The 26,562-nt window shown below is 65.8% G+C and carries 20 protein-coding genes, 2 pseudogenes, 1 riboswitch and 1 other annotated feature; of the genes and pseudogenes, 6 read left to right on the top strand and 16 right to left on the bottom strand.

Annotated elements, in window-relative coordinates:
• A pseudogene (locus SP6_RS21565) lies at nt 1–103 on the bottom strand (IS481 family transposase); the annotation flags it as partial.
• 308 nt (nt 104–411) lie between these two features.
• Nucleotides 412–3,015: an aminopeptidase N gene (gene pepN, locus SP6_RS18110; RefSeq protein ID WP_042469432.1), complete on the bottom strand. Its 2,604-nt coding sequence runs from the start codon at nt 3,013–3,015 to the stop codon at nt 412–414.
• 139 nt (nt 3,016–3,154) lie between these two features.
• On the opposite strand from pepN, the gene SP6_RS18115 reads away from it, so the two are divergent.
• On the top strand, nt 3,155–4,861 hold the full coding sequence (locus tag SP6_RS18115; protein WP_007405590.1) for a M28 family peptidase: 1,707 nt from the start codon (nt 3,155–3,157) through the stop codon (nt 4,859–4,861).
• Nucleotides 4,862–5,016: 155 nt separating this feature from the next.
• Entirely contained in the window at nt 5,017–5,856 is an 840-nt protein-coding gene (locus SP6_RS18120; RefSeq protein WP_227876569.1) for a Rossmann-fold NAD(P)-binding domain-containing protein, read from the top strand.
• On the opposite strand, the gene SP6_RS18125 is transcribed toward SP6_RS18120, so the two are convergent.
• The 8 genes from SP6_RS18125 to SP6_RS18160 all read right to left on the bottom strand — a co-directional run bounded on the left by SP6_RS18125 (nt 5,766) and on the right by SP6_RS18160 (nt 16,150).
• Nucleotides 5,766–6,686: a DMT family transporter gene (locus SP6_RS18125; protein WP_007405584.1), complete on the bottom strand. Its 921-nt coding sequence runs from the start codon at nt 6,684–6,686 to the stop codon at nt 5,766–5,768. The two genes, SP6_RS18120 and SP6_RS18125, sit on opposite strands and share 91 nt — an antisense overlap.
• Nucleotides 6,683–7,684, bottom strand: a complete 1,002-nt coding sequence (locus SP6_RS18130; RefSeq protein ID WP_007405556.1) for a threonine aldolase family protein — start codon at nt 7,682–7,684, stop codon at nt 6,683–6,685. Before SP6_RS18130 ends, SP6_RS18125 begins: the two co-directional genes overlap by 4 nt.
• Before the next feature lie 59 nt (nt 7,685–7,743).
• A complete protein-coding gene (locus tag SP6_RS18135; protein WP_007405565.1) occupies nt 7,744–9,225 on the bottom strand; it encodes a SulP family inorganic anion transporter in 1,482 nt (493 codons plus the stop codon).
• A gap of 71 nt (nt 9,226–9,296) precedes the next feature.
• Nucleotides 9,297–9,352 (bottom strand) — a sequence feature (sul1 is cis-regulatory element that is thought to sense ions involved in sulfur or methionine metabolism; They are found in Alphaproteobacteria).
• 784 nt (nt 9,353–10,136) lie between these two features.
• Nucleotides 10,137–11,066, bottom strand: a complete 930-nt coding sequence (locus SP6_RS18140) for an alpha/beta hydrolase (protein ID WP_007405593.1) — start codon at nt 11,064–11,066, stop codon at nt 10,137–10,139.
• 220 nt (nt 11,067–11,286) lie between these two features.
• Nucleotides 11,287–11,649, bottom strand: coding sequence for a tRNA-binding protein (locus SP6_RS18145; RefSeq protein ID WP_007405595.1), 363 nt, complete (start codon nt 11,647–11,649; stop codon nt 11,287–11,289).
• The gene (locus tag SP6_RS18150; RefSeq protein WP_007405605.1) at nt 11,636–12,307 is read right to left on the bottom strand and encodes a glutathione S-transferase family protein; all 672 of its coding nucleotides are present in this window, start codon (nt 12,305–12,307) and stop codon (nt 11,636–11,638) included. Before SP6_RS18150 ends, SP6_RS18145 begins: the two co-directional genes overlap by 14 nt.
• A gap of 53 nt (nt 12,308–12,360) precedes the next feature.
• The gene (locus SP6_RS18155) at nt 12,361–13,986 is read right to left on the bottom strand and encodes a PepSY domain-containing protein (protein ID WP_007405498.1); all 1,626 of its coding nucleotides are present in this window, start codon (nt 13,984–13,986) and stop codon (nt 12,361–12,363) included.
• A complete protein-coding gene (locus SP6_RS18160; RefSeq protein WP_007405563.1) occupies nt 13,973–16,150 on the bottom strand; it encodes a TonB-dependent receptor in 2,178 nt (725 codons plus the stop codon). The genes SP6_RS18155 and SP6_RS18160 overlap by 14 nt, the downstream gene beginning before the upstream one ends.
• Before the next feature lie 180 nt (nt 16,151–16,330).
• Nucleotides 16,331–16,550, bottom strand: a riboswitch (cobalamin riboswitch).
• An 86-nt stretch (nt 16,551–16,636) separates the two neighbouring features.
• Here SP6_RS18160 and SP6_RS18165 point away from each other — a divergent pair.
• Both SP6_RS18165 and SP6_RS21725 read left to right on the top strand, forming a co-directional pair.
• Entirely contained in the window at nt 16,637–16,945 is a 309-nt protein-coding gene (locus tag SP6_RS18165) for a hypothetical protein (RefSeq protein WP_007405627.1), read from the top strand.
• Nucleotides 16,946–17,046: 101 nt separating this feature from the next.
• Nucleotides 17,047–17,124, top strand: a pseudogene (locus tag SP6_RS21725) (integrase core domain-containing protein); the annotation flags it as partial.
• A 53-nt stretch (nt 17,125–17,177) separates the two neighbouring features.
• Here the strand turns inward: SP6_RS21725 and SP6_RS18170 are convergent.
• The 6 genes from SP6_RS18170 to SP6_RS18195 form a co-directional block, all read right to left on the bottom strand.
• The gene (locus SP6_RS18170) at nt 17,178–18,638 is read right to left on the bottom strand and encodes a PepSY domain-containing protein (RefSeq protein ID WP_113667912.1); all 1,461 of its coding nucleotides are present in this window, start codon (nt 18,636–18,638) and stop codon (nt 17,178–17,180) included.
• On the bottom strand, nt 18,625–20,793 hold the full coding sequence (locus SP6_RS18175; RefSeq protein WP_007405581.1) for a TonB-dependent receptor: 2,169 nt from the start codon (nt 20,791–20,793) through the stop codon (nt 18,625–18,627). Before SP6_RS18175 ends, SP6_RS18170 begins: the two co-directional genes overlap by 14 nt.
• Nucleotides 20,794–20,950: 157 nt before the next feature.
• The gene (locus SP6_RS18180) at nt 20,951–21,571 is read right to left on the bottom strand and encodes a hypothetical protein (protein ID WP_007405568.1); all 621 of its coding nucleotides are present in this window, start codon (nt 21,569–21,571) and stop codon (nt 20,951–20,953) included.
• A complete protein-coding gene (locus SP6_RS18185) occupies nt 21,568–22,287 on the bottom strand; it encodes a HupE/UreJ family protein (protein WP_007405531.1) in 720 nt (239 codons plus the stop codon). Before SP6_RS18185 ends, SP6_RS18180 begins: the two co-directional genes overlap by 4 nt.
• Nucleotides 22,284–22,772 (bottom strand): hypothetical protein, encoded by a 489-nt coding sequence (locus SP6_RS18190; protein ID WP_037568982.1) that lies wholly within the window; start codon nt 22,770–22,772, stop codon nt 22,284–22,286. The genes SP6_RS18185 and SP6_RS18190 overlap by 4 nt, the downstream gene beginning before the upstream one ends.
• Nucleotides 22,773–22,907: 135 nt before the next feature.
• Nucleotides 22,908–24,944 carry a TonB-dependent receptor gene (locus SP6_RS18195; protein ID WP_007405541.1) on the bottom strand — a complete coding sequence of 679 codons (2,037 nt, stop codon included), beginning with the start codon at nt 24,942–24,944 and terminating at the stop codon, nt 22,908–22,910.
• Nucleotides 24,945–25,310: 366 nt separating this feature from the next.
• Here SP6_RS18195 and SP6_RS18200 point away from each other — a divergent pair, with 366 nt between their 5' ends.
• Nucleotides 25,311–25,673 (top strand): DUF6152 family protein, encoded by a 363-nt coding sequence (locus tag SP6_RS18200; protein WP_007405525.1) that lies wholly within the window; start codon nt 25,311–25,313, stop codon nt 25,671–25,673.
• A gap of 31 nt (nt 25,674–25,704) precedes the next feature.
• A complete protein-coding gene (locus tag SP6_RS18205) occupies nt 25,705–26,547 on the top strand; it encodes a hypothetical protein (RefSeq protein WP_007405533.1) in 843 nt (280 codons plus the stop codon).
• Nucleotides 26,548–26,562 lie beyond the last annotated feature (15 nt).

Here is a 26,562-nt window from a genome sequence, read left to right on the forward strand (position 1 = left end):
TCCCCAGCTCACGGCTCAGCGCCGCGAGCGAAGCTTGCGATCGCTGTATTGCTGCTCGGACGGCGTGCGTGGTCGTCGCGCACCCGTGACGAACCTGTCCCATACGGCTTCCTTCCATTCCAACGAAAGGATCGCACCATCAAACCGTGGCATCAAACACCTAGGGCGCTGGAGACGCCTTTGTCGCCGATGTGATAGGCAACAACGCGCCGCTGCGTCCGACTATAAGCAGTCCATATGACGGCCCGGCACTGTTTTTTGGACGAAGGTGTGGATTTCGTCCATCTCGATAACCGCGGACATCTGGTCGCTACCGCCATGATAACACACCATCCCATCCTCCAGCCTTGCTACCAAAGCATGGGTTCAACCTAACAGCCCTTAGTCAACATTGCTCCGGAACGGGGAGGATCAATCCAAACTCTTCGATGCTTGTTCGAACAGGTCCTTCGACAGCCCCGGCGTCGCGACGATGCGCGCCAGTTCGGCGCGCATCAGCTTTGCCCGCTCGGCGTCGAACCGGCGCCAGCGTCCCAGCGGCGGTAGCAGCTTGGCTGCCGTCTGCGGGTTGAGCCGGTCGAGCGCGATCAGCTGATCCGCCAGGAAGCGATAGCCCGAGCCGTCGGCGGCGTTGAACGCCCGCTGGTTCATCCCGAAGGCGCCGATCAGCGACCGCGCGCGATTGGGGTTGGCGAGCGTGAAGTGGGGATGCTCGGCCAGCCGCGCCACGACCGCACCGGTATCGTCGCGCGACGACAGCGCCTGGGTCTGGAACCATTTGTCGAGGACCAGCGCATTGTCGGCATAGCGTGCATGGAAACGCTCCAGCGCGACCTCGCGTTCGGGCGCGTCGGTGCCGACCAGCGTGGTCAGAGCCGCTTGCCGGTCGGTCATATTGTCGGCGTCGTCAAACTGGGCGAGCGCAAGCGCGGCGGCATCCTCGGCACCGCTGGCCGCGATATAGCCGAGCGCGACGTTGCGCAGACGGCGGCGCCCCTTGGCCTCGGGCGAATAGACATAGGCCCCTTGCGCCATTTCGGCATAGAGCCGCCGCCACGCCGGCGCCAAAGCCCGACCAAGCTGTTCCCGCAGCGACTCGCGCGCCGCATGGATCGCATCGGGATCGACCATGGCGAGCTGGTCACCGATGAAATTCTCCGACGGCAACAGGACGGCTTCGGCCAGGAACGCCGGCTCCAGCCCCTCGGCCTCCAGCGTGCGCGCGACGGCGTCGATCACCGCCTCGCTGTTCATCGTGCCGTTGATCGTGCCCGCCACCAGCGTGTCGAGCATCAATTGCTGCATCGCCTCGTACCGGGCGAAGGGATCGTCGTCATGCGCCGAAAGGAACGCGAGATCTTCGGCCGTACGGTCGCTTTCGATGACGACGGGGGCAGAGAAGCCGCGATTGATCGACAACACGGGGCGTTCGGTGATGGCTTCGAAGGTGATCGTCTCGGCCACCTGGTCGAGCAGGATCAGCCGCTCGTCGGTCAGCGGACGGCCGGTCTCCGCACCGAACAACCGGACCTTGAGCGGCAGGACCATGGGCTGCTTGACCGGCTGGCCGGGCGTCGGCGGGACATGCTGGGCCAGGCGCAGCACCGCGCGGCCGCCGCCGGGCTCATGGGAAAGCCCGGCCGAGACGCGCGGCGTGCCGGCCTGGCTATACCAGAGGCGGAACTGGCGCAGATCGACGCCGCCTGCTTCCTCCATGCAGGCGACGAAATCCTCGCAGGTCGCGGCCGTCCCGTCGAAACGGTCGAAATACAGATCGGTCGCGGCGCGGAACTTCACCGGGCCCAGGATGGTCGCCATCATGCGGATCAGCTCGGCGCCCTTGTTATAGATGGTCGCCGTGTAGAAGTTGCTGATCTCGATATAGCTTTCCGGGCGCACCGGATGGGCGAGAGGCCCCGAATCCTCCGGGAACTGGCTGGCGCGAAGCCCGCGCACCTCCTCGATCCGCTTGACCGCCGCCGATCCCTGGTCGGCGGAGAAACACTGGTCGCGATAGACGGTGAAGCCTTCCTTCAAGGAAAGCTGGAACCAGTCGCGGCAGGTGATCCGGTTGCCCGACCAGTTGTGGAAATATTCATGCGCGACGACGGCGGCGATCGCGTCATAGTCGTAATCGGTAGCGGTGTCGGGATCGGCGAGGATGTAGCGGCTGTTGAAGATGTTCAGCCCCTTATTTTCCATCGCGCCGAAGTTGAAATCGTCGACCGCGACGATGTTGAACACGTCGAGATCATATTCGCGGCCATAGACGCGTTCGTCCCAGGCCATGGACAGCTTCAGCGCATGGAGCGCATGATCGGTCTTGGCCAGATCGGCGGCGCGCACCCAGATGCCGAGCTCGACCTCGCGCCCGCTCATCGTGGTGAAGGTCGCGCGGTTGACCGCCAGATCGCCCGCCACCAGCGCGAAGAGATAGGAGGGCTTGGGGAAGGGATCATGCCACTCTGCCCATTGGGTGCCGTCGTCATTCGCGCCCTGCGCCACCGGATCGCCATTGGCGAGCAGCACCGGGAAACGCTGCGCATCCGCCGTCATGCGTACCCGGTAGACGCTGAGCACATCGGGCCGGTCGGGGAAGAAAGTGATGCGGCGAAACCCCTCGGCCTCGCACTGGGTGCACAGATTGCCGCCCGAGGCGTAGAGGCCCATCAGCTGGGTATTGCGATCGGGGGCGATCACCACCTCGGTCTCGACGACATGGGTGTCGCCGGACAGCGGCACGACCAGTTGCTCGCCCTCCATCCGCCAGTCGTTGATCGTGACCCCGTCGACCTTGACCGACACCGGCGTCTGGCCCGCGCCATCGAGGCGCAGCGGCTCGCCATGGGCGCTGCTGCGCGTGACGGACAGGGCGGCGCGAACATGGGTTTCGGCGGGGTCGAGCCGGAAATCCAGCGTGATCTCGGGCACAGCCCAGGCGGGCGGGCAATAATCCTCGCGCCGGATGGCGGCGGGGGTGGTGCTGGGCTGGGCCGCGCTGTGCTGGATATCCATCGCGGGAATATAGCCCTGCCGATCCCATAGGACCATGGCGGGCGCACAGGAAAAAAGCGTGATATGACAAGGCATGCCGCTTGATCGCGGGGGGCGGCATGATACCCCTTAGGGCCTGTCATTTCCCGAAAGGTCCTGCATGTCGCGTTCGACGGCTCTGTTGCCGCTGCTTCTCCTGTCCACCGCCGCTTTTGCCTATGACCATGATCACGACCATGGGCAGACTGCCCCGACCACGGCCCAGACCGCGACACCCCAGCGCAGCGCTGCCGAACGCAACGCAACCATCACCGCCCCGCTGCCCGAGAATCAGGCGGCGATGAAGGCGCATGTCATGTTCCTGGCGTCGGACGCGATGGCGGGGCGCGAGGCGGGGACCCGCGATTACGACATCGCTGCGCAATATGTCGCCGCGCAATTCTATGCGGCGGGCCTGCGCCCGGGTGGCGACGAGGGCGGCTATCTGCAGAAGGTGCCGCTGGTCGGCTACAAGCTCGCCGACAAGGGCAGTGCGATGTGGACGCCGGCGGGCGGCCAGGCGCAGGAGCTGGTCTTTGGCGAGGATTTCGTCCCCTCGCCCGTGCCCAATGCCCGGGAAACCAGCCTGACCGCGCCGGTCGTCTTCGTCGGCTATGGCATCGACGCCGCGCAATATGGCCTGGCCGATTACAAGGGCGCCGATGTGCGCGGCAAGATCGTCGCTTTCCTGCCCGGCACGCCCGAGGGTCTGGGCGGCGAGGAGCGCGCCTTTTTCGGATCGGCGGTGAACAAGGCGGCGCTGGCGGCGGCGCGGGGGGCGGTCGGGGCGGTGCAGATCGACATGCCACGCGCCAACGCGCGACAGCGTCCCTTCGCAACGCTCGCCCGCTATTATGATGCGCAGCGCGTGACCTGGGCGAACCCGGACGGCACCGCGCATGCGATGACGCCGACGACACCGGTGCTGGGCACGCTGTCGCAAGGCGGCGCGGCCAAGCTGTTCGGCAAGGACTGGGCGGCGATCACCAAGGCCGCCGCCGCGACCAAGCCCCGCTTCACGCCCGTCGCCGCCAAGGGGCAGATGACGGTCGCGTCCAAGACCAGCTTCAAGCCGATGGACAGCAGCAACGTCATCGGCCTGATCCCAGGCAGCGATCCCAAGCTGAAGGACCAAGTCGTCGTCCTGTCGGCGCATCTCGACCATATCGGCGTCAATGAGGGCGGCGATGGCGACCGGATCAACAATGGCGCGCTCGACAATGCGATCGGCATCGCCAGCCTGATCGAGGAGGCCAAGCGCTTCAAGGCGGCGGCCGCGCCCAAGCGCACCGTCATGTTCCTGGCGGTGACGGCGGAGGAAAAGGGGCTGGTCGGCTCCGACTATTTCGCCAACCATCCGACCGTGCCGCTGTCGTCGATCGTCGCCGACGTCAATCTCGACATGCCGATCCTGACCTACAAGTTCGAGGATATGGTGGTGTTCGGCGCGGACCGCTCGACCCTCGGGCCGATCGTTCGCAAGGCGGTCGGCGCGATGGGGTTGCCGGTCGCGCCCGATCCGATGCCCGAGGAGGGGATTTTCGTCCGCTCCGACCATTTCCGTTTCGTGCAGAAAGGCATCCCCTCGGTCTTCCTCTGGCCGGGCCAGGCGGGACCGGGCAAGGCGGCGGTCGCCGACTTCATGAGCCACCGCTATCACAAGCCCGGCGATGAGGTGGATCAGGGCATCGACTGGAGCCAGGGCCCGCGTTTCGTCAGCGTGAACTACGCCATCGCCCGCGAGATCGCCGATGGCGCGGAGCGGCCGGTGTGGAACAAGGGCGATTATTTCGGCACGCTCTACAAGGGGCCGATGGCGGCGAAGTGAAAGGAGTGACAGGGAATTCGGGCTGTTTGAGGCCAAATCTCCCCCACGCCTGTTCAGCCTGAGCGAAGTCGAAGGCCATGGGATGACCTTGGGCTTGTGGCCTATCCGGGGGCGTGCACTTCGACCTCGCTCAGGGCGAACGGAGGTTTGAGTTGGTGGGTCGTCTTTTCGTCTTCGGCATGGGCTATGCCGCCGGTCATCTGGCGGCGTTGCTGGAGGGCCGGGGCTGGTCCGTCACGGGGACGACCCGTGACGGGCGCGGCGGTACTTTGAGGTTCGACGACCGCGAGCGCGTGATGGCGGAGATCACCGCCGCCACGCATATCCTGTCCTCCGTCCCTCCCGAGGACGAGGTCGATCCGGTATTGGTCGCCTATGGCACGCTACTCGCGCACTCGGATGCGTGGCTCGGCTATCTGTCCTCGACGGGCGTTTATGGCGATGCTGGCGGTGCCTGGGTCGATGAGACGGCGCCGATCGGCTCGGGTCGCAGGGCTGCCCGTGCGGCAGCGGACGCGGACTGGCAGGCGCTGGGCGCCCGTGTGTTTCGCCTGCCGGGCATCTATGGCCCCGGCCGCTCGCCCATCGACCGCGTTCGGGCGGGACGGGCGCACCGTGTCGGGCTGCTCGGCCAGGTGTTCAGCCGGGTGCATATCGCCGATATCGTCTCGGGTGTGATCGCCGGGTTCGATGGTCCGGCGGGGGCCTATAATCTCGCCGACGATTTTCCGTGCGACCAGGATGCGGTGGTTTCGTACGCCGCGACGCTGGCGGGCCTGCCGCCGCCGCCGCTGGTGCCGCTGGAAAGCCTGTCGGCGGCGGCGCGCGGTTTCTATGCCGAGAATCGGCGGGTGGCGAATGGCAAGGCCAAGCGGGTACTGAACTGGCGCCCGCTTTATCCCAATTACCGATTGGGCCTACGCGCCTTGAGCGCGATGACCAGCCCCAGCGCCGTGACACCCGCCCCCGCGCTTGCCAGCAGCGACCAGCGATAGCCCTCGAACACCGTCGACAGGCTCATCGCGATGACGGGCACGATGACGCTGGAATAGGCCGCCTTGGCCGGGCCGATCGTGCGCAGCACCCGGTAATAGAGCGGAAAGGCCAGCGCCGAGGCGAAGAGGCCGAGATAGAGGATGCCGAGCACATAGCCGGCGCGCATCTCGAACACCGGCGGGCCGTTCAGCGTATAGGCGATGACCGCATCCAGCGCCGATCCGATCAGCATCGCGACACTCAAGGTCGCGTGCATCGGGAAACGCTTGGCGGTGTTGGTCGCCTGCATGACATTGGCGGTCGAAGCGGACAGGATCGCGACGATGGTCAGCACGATCCCGGTCAGCGCGCGCGCGGGGCCCGCCGGATCGACTCGCGCCTCATGCACGAACAACAGGGCCGCGCCCGCCATCGCGATCCCCGAGCCGATCAGCAACTGCCGCCCCATGCGCTGGCCCAGGAAAAGCCGCGCGAAACCGGCATTGGGGATCAGCAGCATCGCAAAGACGACCGCGACCAGCCCGGAGGTGATATACGCCTCCGCCCGGTAGACGAAGTTGAAGTTCAGGACGAACTGGAACAGCCCGATCCCGGCGGCGAACAGCCAGCCGGTGGTGCCGAGACGGAAACTCTCGCGCTTGGCGAGCGCGAAGGCGCCCATGGCGAGCCCGCCGACCAGAAAGCGATAGCTGACCGACCAGGTGGCGGGGACGACCGAAATCTGGTCGCGGATGACCAGCCAGGTCGAACCCCAGATCAGCGTGACGATGGCAAAGGGGATGAGGACGGAGGCGCGCGTCGAGCGCGGGCCGGTGTCGAACTCGCTCATAGCGCGGCGATCGCATCGGCGAGGCGCGCGACATCGTGCGCGTCCGTGTCCCAGGCCGTGACGAGGCGGATTTCTCCCTCCGCCCAGTCGTAGAAGTCGAACCCTTGCGCGCGCAAAGCGGCGGCCTCCTCGGGCGTAGCGCGCAGGAAGACCTCATTGGCCTCAACCGGGTGGACCAAGCGGCTAGCCGCCGCGCCCGCCAGCCGCTCGGCACAGGCATTGGCCAGCGCGGCATTGGCGATCCACAGATCATCCTCGACCATCGCCAGCACCTGTGCCGCCAGATAGCGGCCCTTGGACATGAGCAGCCCGGCGCGCTTGCGGCGGCGGCGGGTGACGTCGGCAAGGCCGGGTTTGAAGAAGACCAGCGCCTCGGCACTCATCGCGCCATTCTTGACGAAGCCGAAGGACAAGGCCTCGACGCCCGCCTGCCAGGTCAGCGCGGCGGGCGTGCAACCCAGCCGCGCCACCGCATTGGCGAAGCGTGCGCCATCCATGTGGAAACCGAGCGCGCGTTCCTTCGCCAGCGCGCCGATCGCGGCGACCTCGTCCGGATTGTAGACGCGGCCATATTCGGTGGCGTTGGTGATCGAGATGGCGTGCGGCTGGACCCGGTGCACGTCGTTGGCGATGGCGTCGATCACGCTCCGGATCGTATCGGGGGTCAGCTTCGCCCCCTCGCCATCGGCCAGCATCAGCTTGGCGCCATGGGTGTAGAATTCGGGCGCGCCGCCCTCGTCATTCTGGATATGCGAGTCGCGGTGGCAGACCACGCCGCCATAGGGCGGACAGAGCGCGGCCAGCGCCAGGCAGTTGGCGGCGGTGCCGGTGGGGACCCACAGCACGTCGACTTGCGTCCCGAACAGCTCGGACAGCCGCCCGTCCAGCGCCTTGGACCAGCGGTCGCCGTCATAGGCGGTGTCCATCTGATCAGCGCCGGCGATGGCCTCCATCACCTTGGGATGGATACGAGCGGCGTTGTCCGAGAAAAAGCGCATGGCTCAGGCGTTTGAGCGAGGCGGCGCCATGCGTCAACACTACCGCCCCATTCCATGCGTCAGTGTGGCACCGCGCCGAGTTCGAACCCCGTCTTGTCGTGGAGGGCGAAACGGTCGACCAGGTCAGCGCTCGCCTGGTTATAGCCGATCACCTCGACCGCCGAGCCATCGCGGCGCAACCGCGCGACGATCTTGTCGAGCGCGCCGACGCCCGAAATATCCCAGAAATGCGCCGCCGACACGTCGATCACGACGCTGCGTCCTTGTTCGGGCAGGAAGGCGCGGGTGAAGCGATCGACCGAGGCGAAGAAGATCTGCCCCGTCACCCGGTAGCGTATGGCACCGGCCTCCTCGATCCGCTCGACCGCGAACAGGCGGCGGACCTTGCCCGCAAAGAAGACGCCCGACAGCAGCACGCCCGCCAGCACGCCTTGCGCCAGGTCGCGGGTGGCGACGACCACCGCCACCGTGACCAGCATGACGATCGACGATGTCGGCGGATGTCGGCGCAGATTGGGGATGGAGTTCCAACTGAAGGTGCCGATCGAAACCATGATCATGACGGCGACCAAGGCCGGCATCGGAATGCGCCCGACCACGGGGCCGAGTACGGCGAGGAGGAACAGCAGGAACAGCCCGGCGGTCAGCGTCGACAGACGCTTGCGCCCTCCGGACGTGACGTTGATCACCGATTGGCCGATCATCGCGCAGCCGCCCATGCCGCCGACCAATGCGGCGGCGATGTTCGCGCCGCCCTGGCCCACGCACTCGCGGCGCTTGTCGCTGTCCGTGTCGGTCATGTCGTCGACGATCTGCGCGGTCAGCAGCGATTCGAGCAGGCCGACCGCCGCCATGGTCAGCGAATAGGGCAGGATGATGCGCAGCGTCTCGAAGGTCAGCGGCACGTGGGGAAGCACCAGGCTGGGCAGCCCCTCGGGCAGCCGGCCCATGTCGCCCACGGTGCGCACCGGCAGGCCCATCGCGATGCTGATGCCCGCCAGCACCAGGATCGCGACCAGCGGGGAGGGCACCGCCTTGGTCACGCGCGGCAGCAGATAGATGATCGCCAGGCCGCCGGCGACCAGCGCATAGCTGTGCCAGGTCACCCCGGTCAGTTGCGGCAACTGCGCCATGAAGATCAGGATGGCGAGCGCGTTGACGAAGCCGGTGATGACCGATCGCGAGACGAACTGCATCACCAGATCGAGCCGGAGGAAGCCGGCGGCGATCTGGATCAGACCCATCAGGATGGTCGCGGCAAAGAGATAATCGACGCCGTGCTCGCGGACCAGCGGGGTAACGACGACCGCCACGGCGGCGGTCGCGGCCGAGATCATCGCCGGCCGGCCACCGAGAAAGGAAATGACGATCGCGATCGCGACCGAGGCATAGAGGCCGACACGCGGGTCGACGCCCGAGATGATGGAAAAGCCGATCGCCTCGGGGATCAGAGCGAGCGCCACGACGATACCCGCCAGCACATCGCGCCGCGCATCGCCCAGGTTGGAGAACCATTGGGTTCGGTAGTTTTGAACAGTCATGAAAAACCAGGATCAGGCGCATGGCAAAGCCGCTCGAGCGTCTACGAGCGGAGATGAGGAACCATGCTGTCTGTTGTCCGGCGGATCGGCGGCCGGAATAGCCACCCGGGATTTCACCGGGTCCTTGCGAATGACGGGGCGTTTAATCGGGATGAGGGGCGAAGGGCAAGCCCCCCTACCCCCTGTTCCTCCCTTACAGGGGCAATGTTGACTGATGGCCCCTGACCAATGTCGGCATCCGGAAGATCGCTCGGTTCACAGGCGCCTTGCCTGCGGGGTGCTGAAGTGGACCCGTAAAGCCCATCAGCGCCTGGTCGAACAACTGCGGCAAGCCTCGCAAGCGGTCGAAGACCAGATGCCCGCGGTCATCGAGATGGACGAGATCCACAGCTTCGTCCAAACAACAGGGGCGGGCCGTCATATGGACTGCTTATAGCCGGACGCAGCGTCGCGTTGTTGCCTATCACATCGGCGACAAAGGCGTCTCCAGCGCCATAGAGCGCTACGAACGCACTCGCCGCGTCGTGCCCGACATCGCCGCCCTCTTCACCGACGCCAATTCCCGCTACCGCCTCGCCTTCCAGCGCCACGGCGTCACCACCCCTCACGCTCAAACCAAGGCGCAGACCCACCTCATCGGGTCACCCACTCTTCCGTCCAAGACAATCTGGCCCGCTTCAACTGCCGCTCCCAGCGTTTCTCCAAATCATGGGAGATGCTCGCCATCACTCTCGACCTCTTCCTCAACCGACATCTCATGCCAAGCAGAGGTAAACTGTGCCCGGGCACGGGAGGACCGACGAAGCTGGTGGAGGGGTATCCGCTTGGCGAGGTACCTATATAGCTCGCGACCGGGGACACCCCTCTGTCAGGCCTGCGGCCTGCCACCTCCCCTTACAGGAGAGGATGGATTACGCCTTCGGCTTCAGGAAGCCTTCCATCACGATCCAGCGGTAGAAGGCATCGAACCAGCCCGTGCTGGTCGTTGCCTTCGGATACATGCCGAAGCCATGGCCGCCGTGGCCATAGAAGTGGAACTCGACCGGCTTTTTAGCCGCCAGCCACTGATCGATCAGGCCGAAGCCCTTGCCGGCGAACAGCGGATCGTCGGCGGCGATCGCGGCGAACATCGGCGGCGCATCGGCGGGCACCGTCATCGGCTGAAGCGGGCCATAGATGTCCCCGATAAAGGCGGGCTTGGCCTGTCCGTCGAGCACCGTCGCGACGGTCAGCATCGCGCCCGCCGAAAAGCCGACCATGCCGATGCGGTTGGGATCGACCTTCCACTCGCCCGCCCGTTGGCGGACCAGCGCGAAGGCGGCGCGGGAATCGGCGATCTGGGGGGCGAGGCCCTTCAGTGCTTCCTCAGGGTTGGGCCGTGCGGTGGGACGGGCGACGCTGGAGAACATCGCGGCCATCGACTTTTCGAACTCGCCCATATCGGCGGGCGTCTGGTTCAGCCGGTATTTCAGGACGAAAGCGGCGATGCCGCGATCGGCGAGCGCCTTGGCGACGTCCCAGCCTTCATTCTGCATCGATAGGGTGCGGAAACCGCCGCCGGGCGCGACGATGACGGCGGCGCCGGTCGCCTTGGCGGGATCGGGCAGGAAGGGGGTCAGCGTCGCCTGAGTCACATTGCGCGCGAAGACGCTGTTATACTGGCTGTGCCAGCTCTCGGCGTTCTTCGCGCCGGGCAGCGGACCGGTGTTCAGTGGGATGGCACCCGGTTGTGCGGGCACCGCAATCGGTGCCATCTTGTCACTCTGCGCCATGGCGGGCGCCGCCACCGAGAGCGTTAGCAAAGCGGCCAGCGCATGGCGGGCCCAGCGATTGGACATCATATCCCCTCCTTGCCTCCGTGGGTTATGTCCCTACGGTCGGACGGCGAGGGTACGCGTCGGAGCGCACGGCGCAAGAGGAAATGTTAAGGCTAACAGGAGGTTGGGGCGTGGGCTTCGACTTCGCTCAGCCTGAACCGCTTTCAGTATCCAGCCCGAATCCCTACCCCCCGTTCAGTCTGAGCGAAGTCGAAGGCCAAGGGAAACCCTCACCTCCAAAACCTCAAAACAACCGTCCCCCATTGGGCACGGGCAAATCCGGCGCGATCAGCACCACCTGCCCCCCGGCATCGGGAAAGCCCAGCGTCAGCACCTCGGACATCATTGGTCCGATCTGACGGGCCGGAAAGTTGACCACTGCCGCCACTTGCCTCCCGACCAATGTCTCGGGCGTGTAATGCCGGGTGATCTGTGCCGAAGAGCGCTTCACCCCGATTACCTCGCCGAAATCGATGGTCAGCTTGATCGCGGGCTTGCGCGCCTCCGGAAAGGGTTCGGCGGCGATGATCGTGCCGACACGGATGTCGACCGCCAGGAAGTCGTCGATGCCGATCCGCTCGGCAGGTGCGACGTCAGAAGTCGACATTGTCGTAATGCGATGGCGGAGTGACCATTTCCATGCGTTCGGACAGCAGCGGGCGGAAGGAGGGACGGCTCTTCAGCCCGCGATACCAGCGCGCGGTCTGCTCATGCCCCTTCCAATCGATGCCGCCCAGATAATCGGCGACCGAAATCTGCGCCGCCGCCGCCAGATCGGCCAGACTCATCGTCGCGCCGCCCAGCCAGTTGCGATGGTCGAGCAGATAGTCGGTATAGTCGAGATGCCCGACCGCCGCCTTCATCGCCTCACGTAGACCCTTGGCATCCGGGCTGCCGGTGCGCGCGACGCGCTTGACCATGCGTTCGTGGAGCAGCGGGCCGGTCACGTCCTGATAGAAATGGGTGTCGAACCAGGTCACCAGCCGCCGGATTTCGGCACGTCCGACGGCGGTGCCGTTGATCATCGCCGATTTCTCAACCGTCTCCTCGAAAAACTCCGAAATCGCCATCGAGTCGACAAGCAGCACGCCGCGCTCCTCATCGACCATCACCGGGGTCTGGCCGGCGGGGTTCATGTCGAGAAACTCGTCGCGCCGCTGCCAGGGCGACTCGCGGACCAATTCATAGCCCACGCCCTTCTCGCCCAGCAGCAGCCGGACCTTGCGCGAGAAAGGACAGAGCGGGAATTGATAGAGTTGCCACATGCCGCCCATCTAAGCGGGCGGCCCCCTTCCCGCCAACCCCGATGGCGATGTTTTCACGCCTCCCGCCGCGCGGGACGGCGCAACCGTCGCCAGCCGATGACGACGCCGCTCGCCGACATGACCAGTCCCGCGATTGACCAGAACCACATCCAGGCATCCCAAGCGGGCCGGCGCGTGGTCAGCCACGGCCAGTCCCAGGTGTGGAGCAACGTATAGACCCAGCGATAGGCGCGCCGCGTCGCATCCTGTCGCTGGACCAGCGCGCCGCTCATCGGGTCGATGTAGAGCCAGGTCCGCGCCGCATCGTCGAACCGTAGCCGTAATAGGGGCAGGCGCGCGGCATCGGTCCAGTAGAAGTCCGGCCGCGAGAGTCGCTCGACCGCGATCATCCGGCCCTGCGGAACCAGCATCGCCGCCGACGCCACTTCTTCGACCGGCCGTGCGGGCGCCGGAGCCGATCGACGTTCATCGGCTGCCCGACGTTCCTCCCCTGCAAGGGGAGGGGGACCATGCGAAGCATGGTGGAGGGGTGTCCCCGGTCGTCGCAAAACCTGTCCTCGCCGGCCGGGACACCCCTCCGTCAGGCCTTCGGCCTGCCACCTCCCCTTGCAGGGGAGGATATGATGCATGTCGATCGCCGCCAGGCTCGCCTGGTCCAGCCAGCGCGGATGCGGAGAGGCGCGGTCGATCGCGATCCGCTTCAACCCACCATCGCCGCTCCATTCGACGCTCCGCGCATTGCCGGCAAGCCGTGCCAAACGATCCTTGTCCACCGACACACCCGTCCGCCCCGCATAGGCATGCGCCGCCGCCTCCGGGGCTCTGCCCCCCGCAAAGGCGCGACCCGGATCGACCGACAGCCAGCCGCTGACGATCCAGGTCGTCAGCACGACGCCGCCGAGCAACCCGCTGACATGGTGCCACATCATCCATCCGCGATAGGGTGTGATGCGCCCGCCCCGATAGCGCCGCCGCCCGATTCGCATCCGCAGGATGCCGATCCACATGCCGGTCAGTGCCACCGCGATGCAGGGCCCCGACACCCACATCACCACCTGCCGCCACGCCGCATTGTCGCGCCGCAGGACGGTGGGGTACAGCCAGTGTGGTACCGATCCTAGCCAGTTCCAGAAGCGCTGCGTCCGCGTGGTCCGCTGCACCGGCTGACCGGTCAGGCTGGAGATATAGAGGACGCTTCCCCCCGCATCGGCGAGCGTCGCCTTCCACAGGGGGCGATGGCGATCGAAGCCGCCAGCGACCGTCCATTGGTCATCCCCGATCCGCTCGACGCTGTCGACAGGGGCGCTGCTGAAACGTGCCGCCACCCGGCGCGCATAATCGGCATCGACGTTGGCCGGCTTACGCCCCGCCTGCGCGCTAATGATATGCGTCTCGCCCTCGACCGTCTCGATCCGCCAGACTGGCAGGTCGCCCCGCATCTCCAGCGTGATCCGCCGGCCACTCTCTCCCGGCCCTGTCGTCACTCTTGCCCAATCGATCGGCTGCGCCCTCGCCCAGCTCTGCGCGGGGCTGAGCGATGGATAAGGCACGTAGAGCATGACCAGCCCGCTCGCGAACCACATCGCGAAGAACAGGCAGGCGACGATCCCCGCCCAGCGATGGGTGAGGAAGGCGAGCCGAAGCGCCGCCTTCCCCCAGGACCGGTCAGAACGCCGCACGAAGCGCGACATCCAGCGAGCGCGGACGCCCCAATATCCATTGCTGGTCGCCATAGGCGGTGATCGCATAGGCCTTGTCGAACAGATTATAGACGCGCAGGTCGACCGCCATGTGCGGGCCGACCGCATAAGACAGCGTCCCGTCCACCGTCGCATAAGCGGGGATGCGGAACGCATTGCCATTGTCCGAGAAACGCCGCCCGACATAGCGCAGCCCGGCGCGCGCCTGTATGCGGTGCGTCGCATCCCAGCGCAGCCAGAGATTGCCCAGCGCCTCGGGCACATTGGGGGGCGTCCGGCCGCCATAATCCATGCCGCCGGAGCGGAAATCATCGAACCGCGCATCCAGCAGCGTGCCATTGGCCTCCACGCCGAAACCCTGTGGCAAATCGACCGACATCGCCGCTTCCACGCCTTGCGCCGATCGCTGCCCGACCTGCTCGACCGGCCCCGACAGCGTGCGCTGCGCCAGCAGCCCGGTCTTGACGATGCGATACGCCGCCAGCGTCGCCATGCCGCGTCCGTTCAGGAACAGCAGCTTGGCCCCCGCCTCGACCTGGTTGCCGCGCGCGTTGCTGAACGCCACCTGCCCCGTGGACACGGTGGTCAGCGTCCCCAGCGGATCGACGCCCGTCGCATATTGGCCATAGAGCGAAAGGGTGGGCATCGGCTGATAGACGACACCCGCGCGCCAGGTGGCGTTGCGGAAGGTCTTCTCAAAGGCGAAGCTGTCGGTGCGCGTGCCGCCCGGATAGCTGATCGCCCAGCGACGCACCTGATTCTCCTCATAGCGGAAACCGCCGACCACCGACCATTTGGGGCCCAGCGTCAGCCGATCCTCGGCGAACACCGCCAGCGCGGCGGTGCGGGTGCGATAACGGGGCGCGATTCCCTGCATATCCAGGAAGCGCCCCGGATCGAAGGAGAAGGGGTCGACCGCATCGACCTGCGGATCCGAGCCGAAGTCATTCTCATGCGTAAAGCGCACCAGATTGGCGTCGGCCCCGATCACGAAGGCATTGGCAATACCGGGCGCCAGCGACGTGCGCCATGTCACGCTCGCCTGATCGCCCCATTGGGTCTGGTCGTGGCGAATGCCGTAATTGCTGCTCCGTCGGATCGTCCCCGGCAGGCCGGTCGATCCATCCGCACAGGTGCCGCTCACCCCGACCCAGCAGTAATTTTCCAGATTCCGCCAGAAGCGATCGCTGGTCAGATAATAGGCGATGTTCGACACGCTGACCGCCGCACTCGGCGCCCAGTCCACCTGCACCGAGGCGCGATCGTCACGGAACCGCATCCGGCCATCGCCGACATTGTAATTGCGCTCCCGCACCCGGAGGTCGAGCCGCCCGTCGATCAGCGGCGTCCCGAAATAGGGGGTCGGCCGCTGATCGCCATGATCGCCGCGCACCGTCACCGCCAGGGTCGGCGACGGCTTCCACAACAGCGTCCCCGACAATGCGAAGCTGCGCGAATCCCCGCGATCGACATAGCCGTCCGATCGCCGATAACTGGCGTCTAGGCGATAGGACAGCGTGTCGCTGACCGGCCCGCCAATCCCCGCCGCCGCGCGAAGGCTGTTTTGCGCGCCATAGCCGATCTCGGCCTGCCCCTCGGTCCGCTCACTGGGTTTGCGCATCACGACATTGACCGCGCCTCCCAATGCGCCTTGGCCATAGAGGACTGAGGCGGGGCCGCTCAGCACGTCGATACGCTCGACCATCCACGGATCGGTCGGGAAGGTGATCGTACCCGCCGCCGGGAACAGCCGCACCCCGTCGATCAGTTGCAGCACCGATCCCTGGCCCGAAAAGCCACGCGCCGACAGCGCGGTGCCGCCATTGCCGGGATTGGCGACGCTGGCGATGCCGGGCGCGCGGCTCTGCGCGTCGACGATCGACTGGTCGCCGCGTGCGCGGATCGTCTCGCCGTCAAGCGACGTGATGGTGGCGGGGGTTTCCAGCGGTGTCAGACCCAATCGGCTGGCGGTTGCATTGGGCGTGGCAAGCGCGGGCTTCTCGCGCGTGCCGATGACGAGTACCGATCCGTCATCGCCGCCCGGCTCGCCGCCGCGCTGTGCCCAGGCCGGACTGCCGCCCAGCACCAACGCTACCCCGCCGAGCAGCCCCCATCGATTTGCATGATAGTTACGATATAACATTCTATTGCCTGTAGCGTCTCATTGCGAACAAGCCGAGACCTTCCGTTCGTCCCCGAACGGTCGGGTGCCATGCATGCTGGACGCTTATTCCGCACTCTCATGGTCACCCATGCGCCTCCGCCACCATTGGCGTCGCTCGTCGGAAAAGACACCGTGCCACGGCCATCCCCTGGACCAGGCATGAGCGACCTGACGCCGGCAGGTCTCCTGGCTCACGGGTCATCGCGGGATGGCGCGCCTTCCCAGGTTTCCCCAGTGGCTGGATCGGCAGGACCGATCACATGCGCTTCCGCTCGCCGCTTACAGTTGCAGGGACAGCCTCGGATTCGGACGATCGCTCGCCCTCACCGCGTTCCCTTTTAATCCCCCTTGCGGGAGAACCGGCGCGATCATGACCGGGTCATTCCGGCCGCGTTCTGTTTGGTCTAGGCTTGGTGCGCCGTCAAGCGGGTGCGGGCGCCCCTGATCCGCGCTATCGCAGCCGGCATGGCACGCAAGACCCGCTATCTGACCGCGACCATGGCGGACGGCTATGTGAAGACGATCGGACCGACCGCATCGCCCTTCACCCATTATTGGCGGATCGTCGCCGACCTGGGCAAGGGCAAGACCGAGGTCTTTTGGGGCCACGCCAAGTCGCTGAAGGACGCGACGGGCAAGAAGGAAGCGGCAGCCGACGCGGCGCGCCAGCGCGGCTGGGCAGGATTTGCCTTCGAGGTCGTCGAACTGGTCGAATCGACCGAGCCCCCCGACGATGAACCCGGCGACCGCCAACGGCGAGGCCGCAAGCGCTGATGCTTGCCTGCACCTCCAAATATAGGGATGTCCTTATATCCACATTCTTGATAACGACGTGATGATCTTACCTTGGCGCGTCACGGTTCCTCATCCTGGGCATGGCGCTGGCCCACGCCGGAACGGCGCTGACTGTCTGGCGCCACGGCTACAACACCGCCAGACCGCACTCCCAACTTGGCGGGCGCACCTCCGCCCAGATCGCCGGCCAATGGGGTCCGGCGCGGCGGACCTACCGAGCACCGCGCAGGCGCTGCCAGCCCAGGACGACGCCGGTGATGCTAAACAGGAAACCCGCCAGGAGAAGCGGCAGGATGATCACCCGGCGAAGCGTCGGTCGCTCGATCAGGCCGGGGACGTTTAAGGTGTGGAGGGCGTAGTAGATCCAGCCATAGGCCTTACGGCTCGCATCGTTGACCGTCAGCACCCGCCCGGTCGCTCCGTCGAACACGATGTCGGGCCGCCGCCCGTCACCTGCCACCAGCCTGGCGGTTTCGGGCCAGCCCTCCGCCAGCGCATAGACGCTGGTTGCCCGGATCGGTGAGACTTCAACCCGCGCCGTATCGGACCATGCCCGCATGATGCCCTGAACGGCCAGTGCGTCGACCTCCGCCTCCGTCAGCGGCTTGCCGGCGGCATTCAGCGGGACGGGACGGGCTCCCGCGCGCCAGACCGTAAGGATCGGCTGTCCCGCGACGATCGAAAAGTCGATTTGCCGCGCGTCCCGGATCGTGCGTAAGGTCTGCGGCTTCCATCTCCGGACTCCGTCCGCGATCGTTCCTCCCGCATAGGCTGTCGCACGATCGGAAGGCAGGACGCCGCGCGAGAAAAGGCGGCCGTGATCCATCGAGAGCCAGCCGCTGAGTGTCCAGCCCAGCACGAACAGGCTGGCGAACAGGCCGAGGATATGGTGCCAACGGAGCCATTTCCGGCGAAAATAGCTCAGCGATGGCGGGCGCCGCCGCCGGGCGGCCAGCATCCGGATCACACCGAGCACGGTCCCGGCCATGGCGACCAGCAATGCCACGAGCGACAGCCACCAGACGGACTGGTCCCAGGCTGTGAAGCTGGATCGCAGCGGGGTGAAATAGACCCAATGCAGCACCGCCCCAATCCAGTTCCAACCGCGCTGCCGCCGCGTCGTGCGCTGGACCAGTTCGCCGCTCACCGCCGAGAGATAGAGGTGCGTGCCCGCCATGTCGGCAAGATCGATGCGGTAGAACGGCCGCAGCGGATCGAACCGGTTGTGCGCCACCCACTGATCATAGTCGAAGCGGTCGGGCGTCTCGATCGCGACGGGCGAAAACCGCGCCGCGATCGCGGCGGCATCGGCAGCTGACAGGTTCACAAGCCTTCCGCCGGACACGGCATCGATGACAGCCGTGCCGTGATCCGTCTCGATGACATAGGCTGGTCGCCCGTTGCGCGACACGAGGCGGACGGCCGCCGCCTCTCCATGCGCCGCCGCGATCGCCGCCGACGGGGCGATGCGGACATGTGCGGTTGCGACCGGTGCGGTCAGGGCGAGTTGCTCCGCCCGGCCCAGTGAGGGGAAGGGTTCGAAGAGCAGCACGGCACCGCTCGCGAACCACAGCGCGAAGACGAGGCAGGTGGCCACGCCCAGCCAGCGATGGAACCAGACGATTGCCGTGACGCCTCTGCCCTTCCAGTATCGCGCCCTAGAACCGGACAAGCGCGCTGGCCTCGAAACGGCGCGGCTCGCCCAGCTGCACTTGCGAGGGATAATAGATGTCCGCCCACTGGACGAACGTCTTGTCCCACAGATTGTTGATGCGGCCGGTGAGCGACAGGTTCCGGTTCACCGCATAGGTCACATAGACGATGCCGGTGGCATAGGGCTTCAGGACCAGCGTATTGGCGGTGTTGCCGACGCGGTCCCCGACATACCGTACGCCGCCGCCGGCCTCCAGCGGCAGGCCGGCGATGTCACGAACCGTGGTCCACAGACTGCCCGTCCATCGCGGAACGTTGGCGAGCCGATTGCCGGACGCATCGATGCCATAGGTCGGATCGACGAAGCGGCCATATCGCGCATCGGTATAGGTTGCGCTGCCGATCAGCGTCCAGCCGCGCGAGACCTTCACCTCGCCCGAAAACTCGACGCCACGCGATGTCTGTCCGCCGATGTTGCTGACCGTATCGATCGCGACCTGGGTCAGGATGTTACGGCGCCTGATGTCGTAGAGCGCGAGCGTCAAGGAGCCGCGCCCGTTCAACAGATCGGCCTTCACGCCCGCCTCGACCTGCCGCGAGGTGCTGAGGGCGAAATTCTGATTGGCGTTGACGAGGAAGATGTTCGCCCCCACCGGATCCTTGCCGGTGCTGAAAGACCCATAGACCGTGACGTTGCGGGCGATGTCATAGACCAGGCCCGCCCGCCAGTTGAACAGCCGGTAGGTCCGCCGGAAACTGGTGGCGGCGCTGAAGCCGCCGTCCACATTATAGTTCTCGCGCGTGAGATAGAGGCGCTCGGCGCGTACCCCCGTCACCAGCTTCAGCGCAGGGGTCAGGTTCAGCACGTCCTCGCCGAACAGCGCCGCCTGATCCCAGCGGGTGGGACTGACCCGGGGGACCAGCGGTCCGAACGAACCGGGGGCCGGATTGTACGGGTCCACGCTGTCGCCGTCCGGGAAGCCGCGCGTGCGGATGAAATCGAGATGGCTGTAATCGATACCGACCAGCACCCGGTTGTCGAGCCCGAAGATGCCATGCCGCCAGGTGGCAGAAAACTGGTCGCCGACCAGGTTCTGGTCATGGAAGACAAAAAACCGGTCGCGATCGATCCGCCGCGTCGCCGGATTGAAGATATTGTTTTCGGCGTTGATCCACTGTCGCTCGGCATGGAAATAATAGGCGGTATTCGACACGGTGATCGCGTCCGTCGGCGTCCATTTGACGACGACGCGTGGCCAGACCTGCCAGCTATGCCGCCGACTGTCGGCGACATTATACTGTCTGAACCGCATGGGGCCGTCGACGACATAGCCATTCGCCGTCCGCAGGATGCCGCCGATAGGATCGCGGGCGAACGCGGCGGGCACCAGCGGGGTCCCGTAATAGTTCGGCAGGTCGTCGCGCAGGTAATCGACACTGGCCTCGATCGACAGACGGTCACTCGGCTTCAGCAGCAGCGCGGCCGTCGCATTGAACGAGTTTGAGCCCGATCGGTCTACATACCCCCCCGTCCGGTGATAGCTGACATCCGCCCGCGCGGCGACCCGATCATTGATGATATGATTGCCGCCGACCCCCAGGCTCAGCGTGTCGAAGCTGGCATAGGAGGCCAGCGCGTCGAGACTGTCCGCCCTGAAATCCGGGCTCTTGTTGACGATGTTGACCGCGCCGCCGATCGCTCCCTGCCCGTACAGGACCGAGCCCGGCCCTTTCAGGATATCGATGCTGGCGATGTTCCAGGTGTTGCCCGGCCGGTTTATCATGTTCGCCGGCCCGAGATAGAGGCCGTTATGCAGGATGGTGATCTGCTCGCCCGAGAAGCCTCGCATCGAGAACAGCGCCGGATCCCCCGGCGACCCGCCCGACGTCACCCCGGGCAGGCGGACCGTCGCCTCCTCGACCGTGCGGAAGCCCCGGGACAGCATCTCCTCGGCGCTGATCTGGTCGATGGTGGCCGGCGTCTCACGGATCGACAGTCCGAGCCGGCTCGCGGTCGTCGTATCCTGATCCAGTTGCCGCAGCCGCCATCCGATGACAGTGATCTGACCATCGGATGACGACGACGGTGCAGGCCGTGTGGCCCCTGCCGATGGAACTTCGGCAGCCGGCACCTCTTGCGCGAACGCAGGCGCGCTACCCGCAGCGCCCAGCATGATACAGGCTGCCAACCCGGAACCCAGTGTCCGTGAACCGCGCATTGCCCCTCCCCCATGATGCTCAATTGGCCGTCAAATCCTGTCGCCACCGGCGTTCCAGCGGATGCCCTTCGGCGTCGTTTCGGCGAGAGGCTCGGTTGCGCAGCAGGGCACGCTAGTTTGATCCCCGGCCGGGCTTCGGCGTCAGCGAGCGATCGATTTCGCCACCGCCGGTCGGGAACAGCTTGGATCCCTGGATGTCGCCCGACGCATCGAGCGTCAGCTTCACGCGGTCGGCGCTGCGGTTCTGCCAGTACCAGCCGTGAATGCCGGTGAAGGGCGCGACGTAGCGCCCGCCCAACCGGTCGGCGCGTTCGATGCTGTAGCTTTCGGTCAGGTCGGTGCCGCCCTCGAACGGGTGCGCGTGCATGTCATAGTCGAGGGGGCCGGTGGCCGACCATCGGAAGACGATCGGCCTGCCCTGCGCGATCACATATTTCAGCTCAATGCCCTCGAACGGGCCGAGCTCATATTCCCAATGATCCGATGCGCCGGGCAAAGGGGTGGGCGGCCCGTCGCTGCGCGTGAAGACGCCGGTCCGCCGGAGCCCTTTCGCCAGATAGGGATTGGCAGGCTGCGCGATCCGGGTCAGGCCAGTCGCCCTGCCGATGCCCGTCGGATCGATGCCAAATTCGGCCGGCAGCACGAACGCCACCACGGTCGCCGCTGCGAGGATGACGGCAGCGCCGATCCCGATCAACCGGCGGCGATGCGCCTGGGAAACGCTTTCGGTCATGTCGCTACATACCTCGTCAACTGATAGCCGGTGAGAAGCAGCCCGGCGGCGACCAGCGCCAGATTGGCAACGGTCGCCCCCCGCGCGAAGCCGGGCGTGTCGCGCCACAGGTTCAGGAGCGCCACGATCAGGACGAGCGCGATCACCTGCCCGATCTCCACGCCGATGTTGAACGAGACGAGATTGATGAGCAGGCCATCGCGCGAAACCGACATGGCCATCAGCTTCGTGGCCAATCCCAGGCCGTGGAACAGCCCGAACACCAGCACCGCCGCACGCGGATCGATCGTCACGCCCAGCCGGCGGAACGCGCCGACATTATCCAGCCCCTTGTACACCACGGACAGGCCGATGATCGCATCGATCAGATGGGTGTCGACGCCGATGTTCAGCAGCACCCCCAGCAACAGCGTGGTCGAATGGCCGATGGTGAACAGCGAGACATACAGCATGACCTGCCTGAGCCGGCGCAGGTAGAAGACGACGCCGACAAGGAACAGGATATGGTCGTATCCCGTCACCATGTGCTTGGCGCCCAGATACAGGAACGGTCCGATCGCCGGCCCGGTGACGCCTTGGACGAAGGCCTTGTCCACAGCGGCGACATCGTGCGCATCCGCGACCGTGGCAGCGGACACCAGCACGAGGACGAACATGGCGCGCATCGACACCCTCGCCGCCCGGCGCACCCGATCCGTGGCGACCGTCCCGGTCATTGCGGCCCCTCGATCACCGGCGCCTTCGTGCTCGACGTCGTGCGGGGCAGGTACACCTGATGACACGCGGCACAGACATTGTAGACGGATGCACCGGCATCGAACACGGCATCCGGGTTCCGGCTGCGCGCCGCATCGGCGGCGGCGGCGCCGATATCGACCAGCCCCTGCGCGAACTGGTTCCAGTCCTCGCCGCGCCCCTGCGAATAGGCCCTTGTCTGCAACTGCCTGCCATAGTCGGAAAGGTCCTCCGCCGCCTTGCGGGTGCGGTCCCATTCGGCGGCGTTGCGGGGTACGATGTTGTGCGTGCCCTTTTCGTCGCTGATGTACTGCACCGCGTTCCAATAGGTCTGCGCCGTCGGCTGGACCCGCCCGACCATCATGTCGCGGATGGACTCGGTCGGCTTCTGGTTGCAGGCGGTCAGCGCCATGGCCAAGCCCATCACGGCGAGGCATGGCGCGGTCACGGACATCCGGTTCGTCATGGTTGTGCCCTCCTGCGCAGCGATGGTCGATCAAGCCGGAGGTCGGCACCGCCAGGGAAGTAAAGAACCGTTACAGGCCGGTTACGCCTGCCATCTCCCGTCCGGATGGCGAGATCCATCGCACCACCGCCCGCCCTAAAAGCTATATTTCATGCCGATGCGCAGGGTCCGCGGTTCGACGACGCGGCTGACGCGGCCCTGTGCGGGTGCGGGCATCGCCGCCGGCACGTAATATTCGTAATAATAGGCAATATCCTTGTCGCGACTGGCCAGCACGTTCAGCAGTTCGGCATAGATCTGCACCGCGCCCGGCTTCCACGCCCCGCGCAGATTGACCACGGTGCTGCCCTTGTCCCGCTGACTGTTGTCGCCGACCAGCGGATAGGGACCTAGATGCCGCAGTCGCAGGCTGGCTTCGAATTGGCGGAACACCGCCGATGCGCCGACCTGCCCGGCATTGTCGAACGCGTTGGGGATGAACTGGCCGTCATCGTAGCGCGAGTGGCTGGCGGTATAGTTGGCGTCGAGCGCGAGCCATGGCAGGGGCCGCCAGAAGCCAACCAGCTCGTAACCATGGCGGCGTGATGCACCGGTCGGCTCGACCGTATTGGAGTCCCCGACGAAGCGCAGCTCGCTGGCGACATCCAGCCACCAATAAGTGGCCGTCAGAACTAGCTTCGGCCGCTGGAATCGCACGCCCAGTTCCTTGCCGGTGCCCCGCGCCAGGACCGGCACGGGCGTCGCCGTCACCGCGCCGCGCACGTCGTTCGAATGGAAACCCCGCCCCCAATTGGCATAGAGTTCGACCGCCGGCGTCACCTCATAGGCGATCGCAGCCTTGGGCGAGACGAGCGCGGCGTCCCCGCTCCCCTGCCCCAGCGCCGCCGCCGCCGCGTCCCGGGCGCGCACGTTGTAATGATAATAATCGCCGCGCACCCCGCCGGTCAGGCGCAATCCCGTCAGCGGCTTCCACGTCGCCTCGCCATATCCGGCCACCGATGCCTCGCGGACGGCATAAGCACCGAAGCTGGAGACGAACGCCCGGTCGACCGTGTGATGGACGCCGACATTGCCGATGTCGTCATAGCGGTCCTCCGTACCGACGACGAGCGTCAGCGCCGGATCGAGCTGCCACCTTTTCTCGCCCCTGACTCCGAAGATCCAGCGCCTGTCGAACTGGAAGATCTGCGCGCTTTTCCCGTAATCAGGCGCGGCCGGGTCGATGTTCGCATAGGTCGGGTTGGAATACATCGACCAGTCGTAATATTGCGCATAGGCATTCAGCCGATAGCTGTCGCCCGACAGCCGCACATTACCGATGAATCGGCTGGTCTCGCCTCGCGCGGTCGGATCGGGCGAGCAATAGCGGTCGGGGCAGGTCGGTGTGCCGATGATGCTTTCTGGGATCTGCTCGGTCGGCCGCCATGTCCCGCGATAACCCTGCAGGCTGACCTCCAGCTGACCGAGCCCGGTCGGCACGGCATATTTGGCGAAACCCGACAGATGGCGCAGCCGCTCCGGTAGCTGCCACGGACCGTCATAGGTCTTCGCCTGCCCAACCAGCGTCAGTTCACCCACGCCCAGCCGGGTCGACCCACCCGCCGCCAGCCGCCGCCAGCCATAGGAACCGACCTCCGCCGATACCCACGGCGCGGCGATTCTATCGATCGTGCGCATATAGGCGGCCCCGGCCATCGCGAAATCGCCACCATCGGCGCGATAGGGCCCTTTGCGATAATCCTCGCGCGCGACGACTTCCGGGATCAGGCCGTTCAGGTCGAGGTAGCCCTGACCATGGCCATGGGTGCGCAGGTTCATCTGGACGTCGTCGATATAGGTGGTGAAGTCGCTGCCATGGTCGAGGTTGAAGCCGCGCAGGAAATACTGGTTGGCCTTGCCGCTGCCCGAATGCTGGGCGGCGATCATGCCGGGCACTGCCTCCAGCAGTTCCGCGACGCGCAGCAACGGGCGGACGAGCAGGTCCGATCCCGCCACCGTACCCTCGCTCGCGGCGCCGGCAGTGCCGATCTTCGCCTCGCCGCGCCCGAACACGACGATGTCGGCCGGGGCGGCATCCGGGTCGGCGGGCGTCGTGGCCTGTGCCGATACGACGTCCGGCAGAAGGACGAGCGCGAATGGGGCGAAGGATAACATCGTCTTGAAACGCGGCATGATGGGGGGAGCCTGTGCTGAAAGGATGGCGGGCGCTGCGCACCGGCCGGCCACCAGTGTTCGCGGTACCCGCGGTGGCGCCAAGCGGTGAACGGTTATTGATTCGTGGCGTAACCGCACCATCGCTCGGAGGGACGTTACGATCGGCCTTTTCGTCGAGAGCGCGGTCGTATCCGCGTGTGTCGCGACGGGCGCCGTCGCCCTTCGGCAAGGCCGCCAACCCCTTGTGCAGACGCCGTTCTGTAACGGTTTCGGAACTGTAAACGCCTTCGCGTACCCGCTGCGTCCCCTAAAATGCATCGATCACGACCGGCGGCGATGGCATGCCGTCATCGCCGGCCAAGGTCGGTATCTGAGGAGTTGAGAATGACGACGGGCAAGACGTTGGCGTGGGCGGGGCTGATCGGGCTGATCGGCCTTGTGTCACCTGCCGCGGCTCATCACTCGTTCGCGATGTTCGACCAGACCAAGCTGCTGAACACCAAGGGCACGGTCAGCCAGTTCCGCTGGACCAATCCGCACTCGTTCCTGGTGCTGGACGTCAACGGCACGAAATACACGCTGGAGTGCAACAGCACCAACATGATGAGCCGGGCCGGCTGGAAATTGAGCACGGTCAAGGCCGGCGACAAGGTCGGCATCACCTATTACCCGCTGCGCACCGGCCAGCCCGGCGGCATGCTGAAGACGGTGACGCTGCCCGGCGGCCAGACCTTGAGCGCCTGGTAAGCAACGATACCATATTTCCGGAGAGGATCGCATGACATCGGCACCGACCGCGCTGCTGGCGCTTACCCTGATTGCGGCGCCGATCGCGCCCGCGATGACGCAGACGACCATGAAGGTCGAAGGCCCCAACATCACCGGCGTGTGGGAAATCTATCCCGACCCGTTCGCCGGCGACCAGAACACCTTTATCGAGCTGCCGGTGCCCAATGGCGGCCCGAAGCTGCGCGAGCCCTATGCCTCGCAGTGGAAAGCCACGCGCGCCAAGCGCGACGCCAATCTGAAGGCGGGCACCCCGCTCGCCGATCCCAGCACTTTGTGCCTGCCAGAGGGTATGCCATCGGTGATGGGCGCGATCTTCCCGCTGCAATTCCTCCAGACGCCCGGCCAGGTGACGATATTGGCGGAGTTCCTGACCCAGACGCGCCGCATCCTCCTCAACAAGACGATGCCGGGGGCGGATGACCTGACGCCGTCCTATTACGGCTATTCGGTCGGCCATTGGGAAGGGAAAACGCTGGTCGTCGTGACCAAGGGCGTGAAGGAAGAGGTGCAGTTCTTCGAGATTCCACACAGCGCCGACATGACCATCACCGAGCGGATGACGCTGACCGCACCGGACATGATCGAGAACAACATCACGATCGACGATCCCAAGATGCTCGTCGAGCCGTACAAGCTGACCTACGGCTACAAGCGCAACGACGGCTACGAGATCAAGGAGTATCTCTGCGACAAGGAGGATCCGCTGTTCAAGGTGGGCGCCGATGGCAAGGTGTCGATGAAGGTCGACGAACAGCCCGCCGCCAAGACCGATGAGCCCGCCCCCTCATCCTCGCCCTCGTCGAACAAGCCTCAGGGCGGGAAGAAGAAGTGATCGGCTGAAACGGGA

Source organism: Sphingomonas paucimobilis NBRC 13935, assembly GCF_000739895.2.
GTDB lineage: Bacteria > Pseudomonadota > Alphaproteobacteria > Sphingomonadales > Sphingomonadaceae > Sphingomonas > Sphingomonas paucimobilis.

Coding starts and splice junctions, on each gene's coding strand:
- SP6_RS18145 (WP_007405595.1), bottom strand. CDS start 11,649: ATGTCGACTTCTGACGTCGCACCTGCCGAGCGGATCGGCATCGACGAC.
- SP6_RS18140 (WP_007405593.1), bottom strand. CDS start 11,066: ATGATGTCCAATCGCTGGGCCCGCCATGCGCTGGCCGCTTTGCTAACG.
- SP6_RS18180 (WP_007405568.1), bottom strand. CDS start 21,571: ATGACCGAAAGCGTTTCCCAGGCGCATCGCCGCCGGTTGATCGGGATC.
- SP6_RS18130 (WP_007405556.1), bottom strand. CDS start 7,684: ATGCGCTTTTTCTCGGACAACGCCGCTCGTATCCATCCCAAGGTGATG.
- SP6_RS18165 (WP_007405627.1), top strand. CDS start 16,637: ATGGCACGCAAGACCCGCTATCTGACCGCGACCATGGCGGACGGCTAT.
- pepN (WP_042469432.1), bottom strand. CDS start 3,015: ATGGATATCCAGCACAGCGCGGCCCAGCCCAGCACCACCCCCGCCGCC.
- SP6_RS18135 (WP_007405565.1), bottom strand. CDS start 9,225: ATGACTGTTCAAAACTACCGAACCCAATGGTTCTCCAACCTGGGCGAT.
- SP6_RS18160 (WP_007405563.1), bottom strand. CDS start 16,150: ATGTTATATCGTAACTATCATGCAAATCGATGGGGGCTGCTCGGCGGG.
- SP6_RS18175 (WP_007405581.1), bottom strand. CDS start 20,793: ATGCTGGGCGCTGCGGGTAGCGCGCCTGCGTTCGCGCAAGAGGTGCCG.
- SP6_RS18195 (WP_007405541.1), bottom strand. CDS start 24,944: ATGCCGCGTTTCAAGACGATGTTATCCTTCGCCCCATTCGCGCTCGTC.
- SP6_RS18185 (WP_007405531.1), bottom strand. CDS start 22,287: ATGACCGGGACGGTCGCCACGGATCGGGTGCGCCGGGCGGCGAGGGTG.
- SP6_RS18150 (WP_007405605.1), bottom strand. CDS start 12,307: ATGTGGCAACTCTATCAATTCCCGCTCTGTCCTTTCTCGCGCAAGGTC.
- SP6_RS18115 (WP_007405590.1), top strand. CDS start 3,155: ATGTCGCGTTCGACGGCTCTGTTGCCGCTGCTTCTCCTGTCCACCGCC.
- SP6_RS18205 (WP_007405533.1), top strand. CDS start 25,705: ATGACATCGGCACCGACCGCGCTGCTGGCGCTTACCCTGATTGCGGCG.
- SP6_RS18190 (WP_037568982.1), bottom strand. CDS start 22,772: ATGACGAACCGGATGTCCGTGACCGCGCCATGCCTCGCCGTGATGGGC.
- SP6_RS18200 (WP_007405525.1), top strand. CDS start 25,311: ATGACGACGGGCAAGACGTTGGCGTGGGCGGGGCTGATCGGGCTGATC.
- SP6_RS18125 (WP_007405584.1), bottom strand. CDS start 6,686: ATGAGCGAGTTCGACACCGGCCCGCGCTCGACGCGCGCCTCCGTCCTC.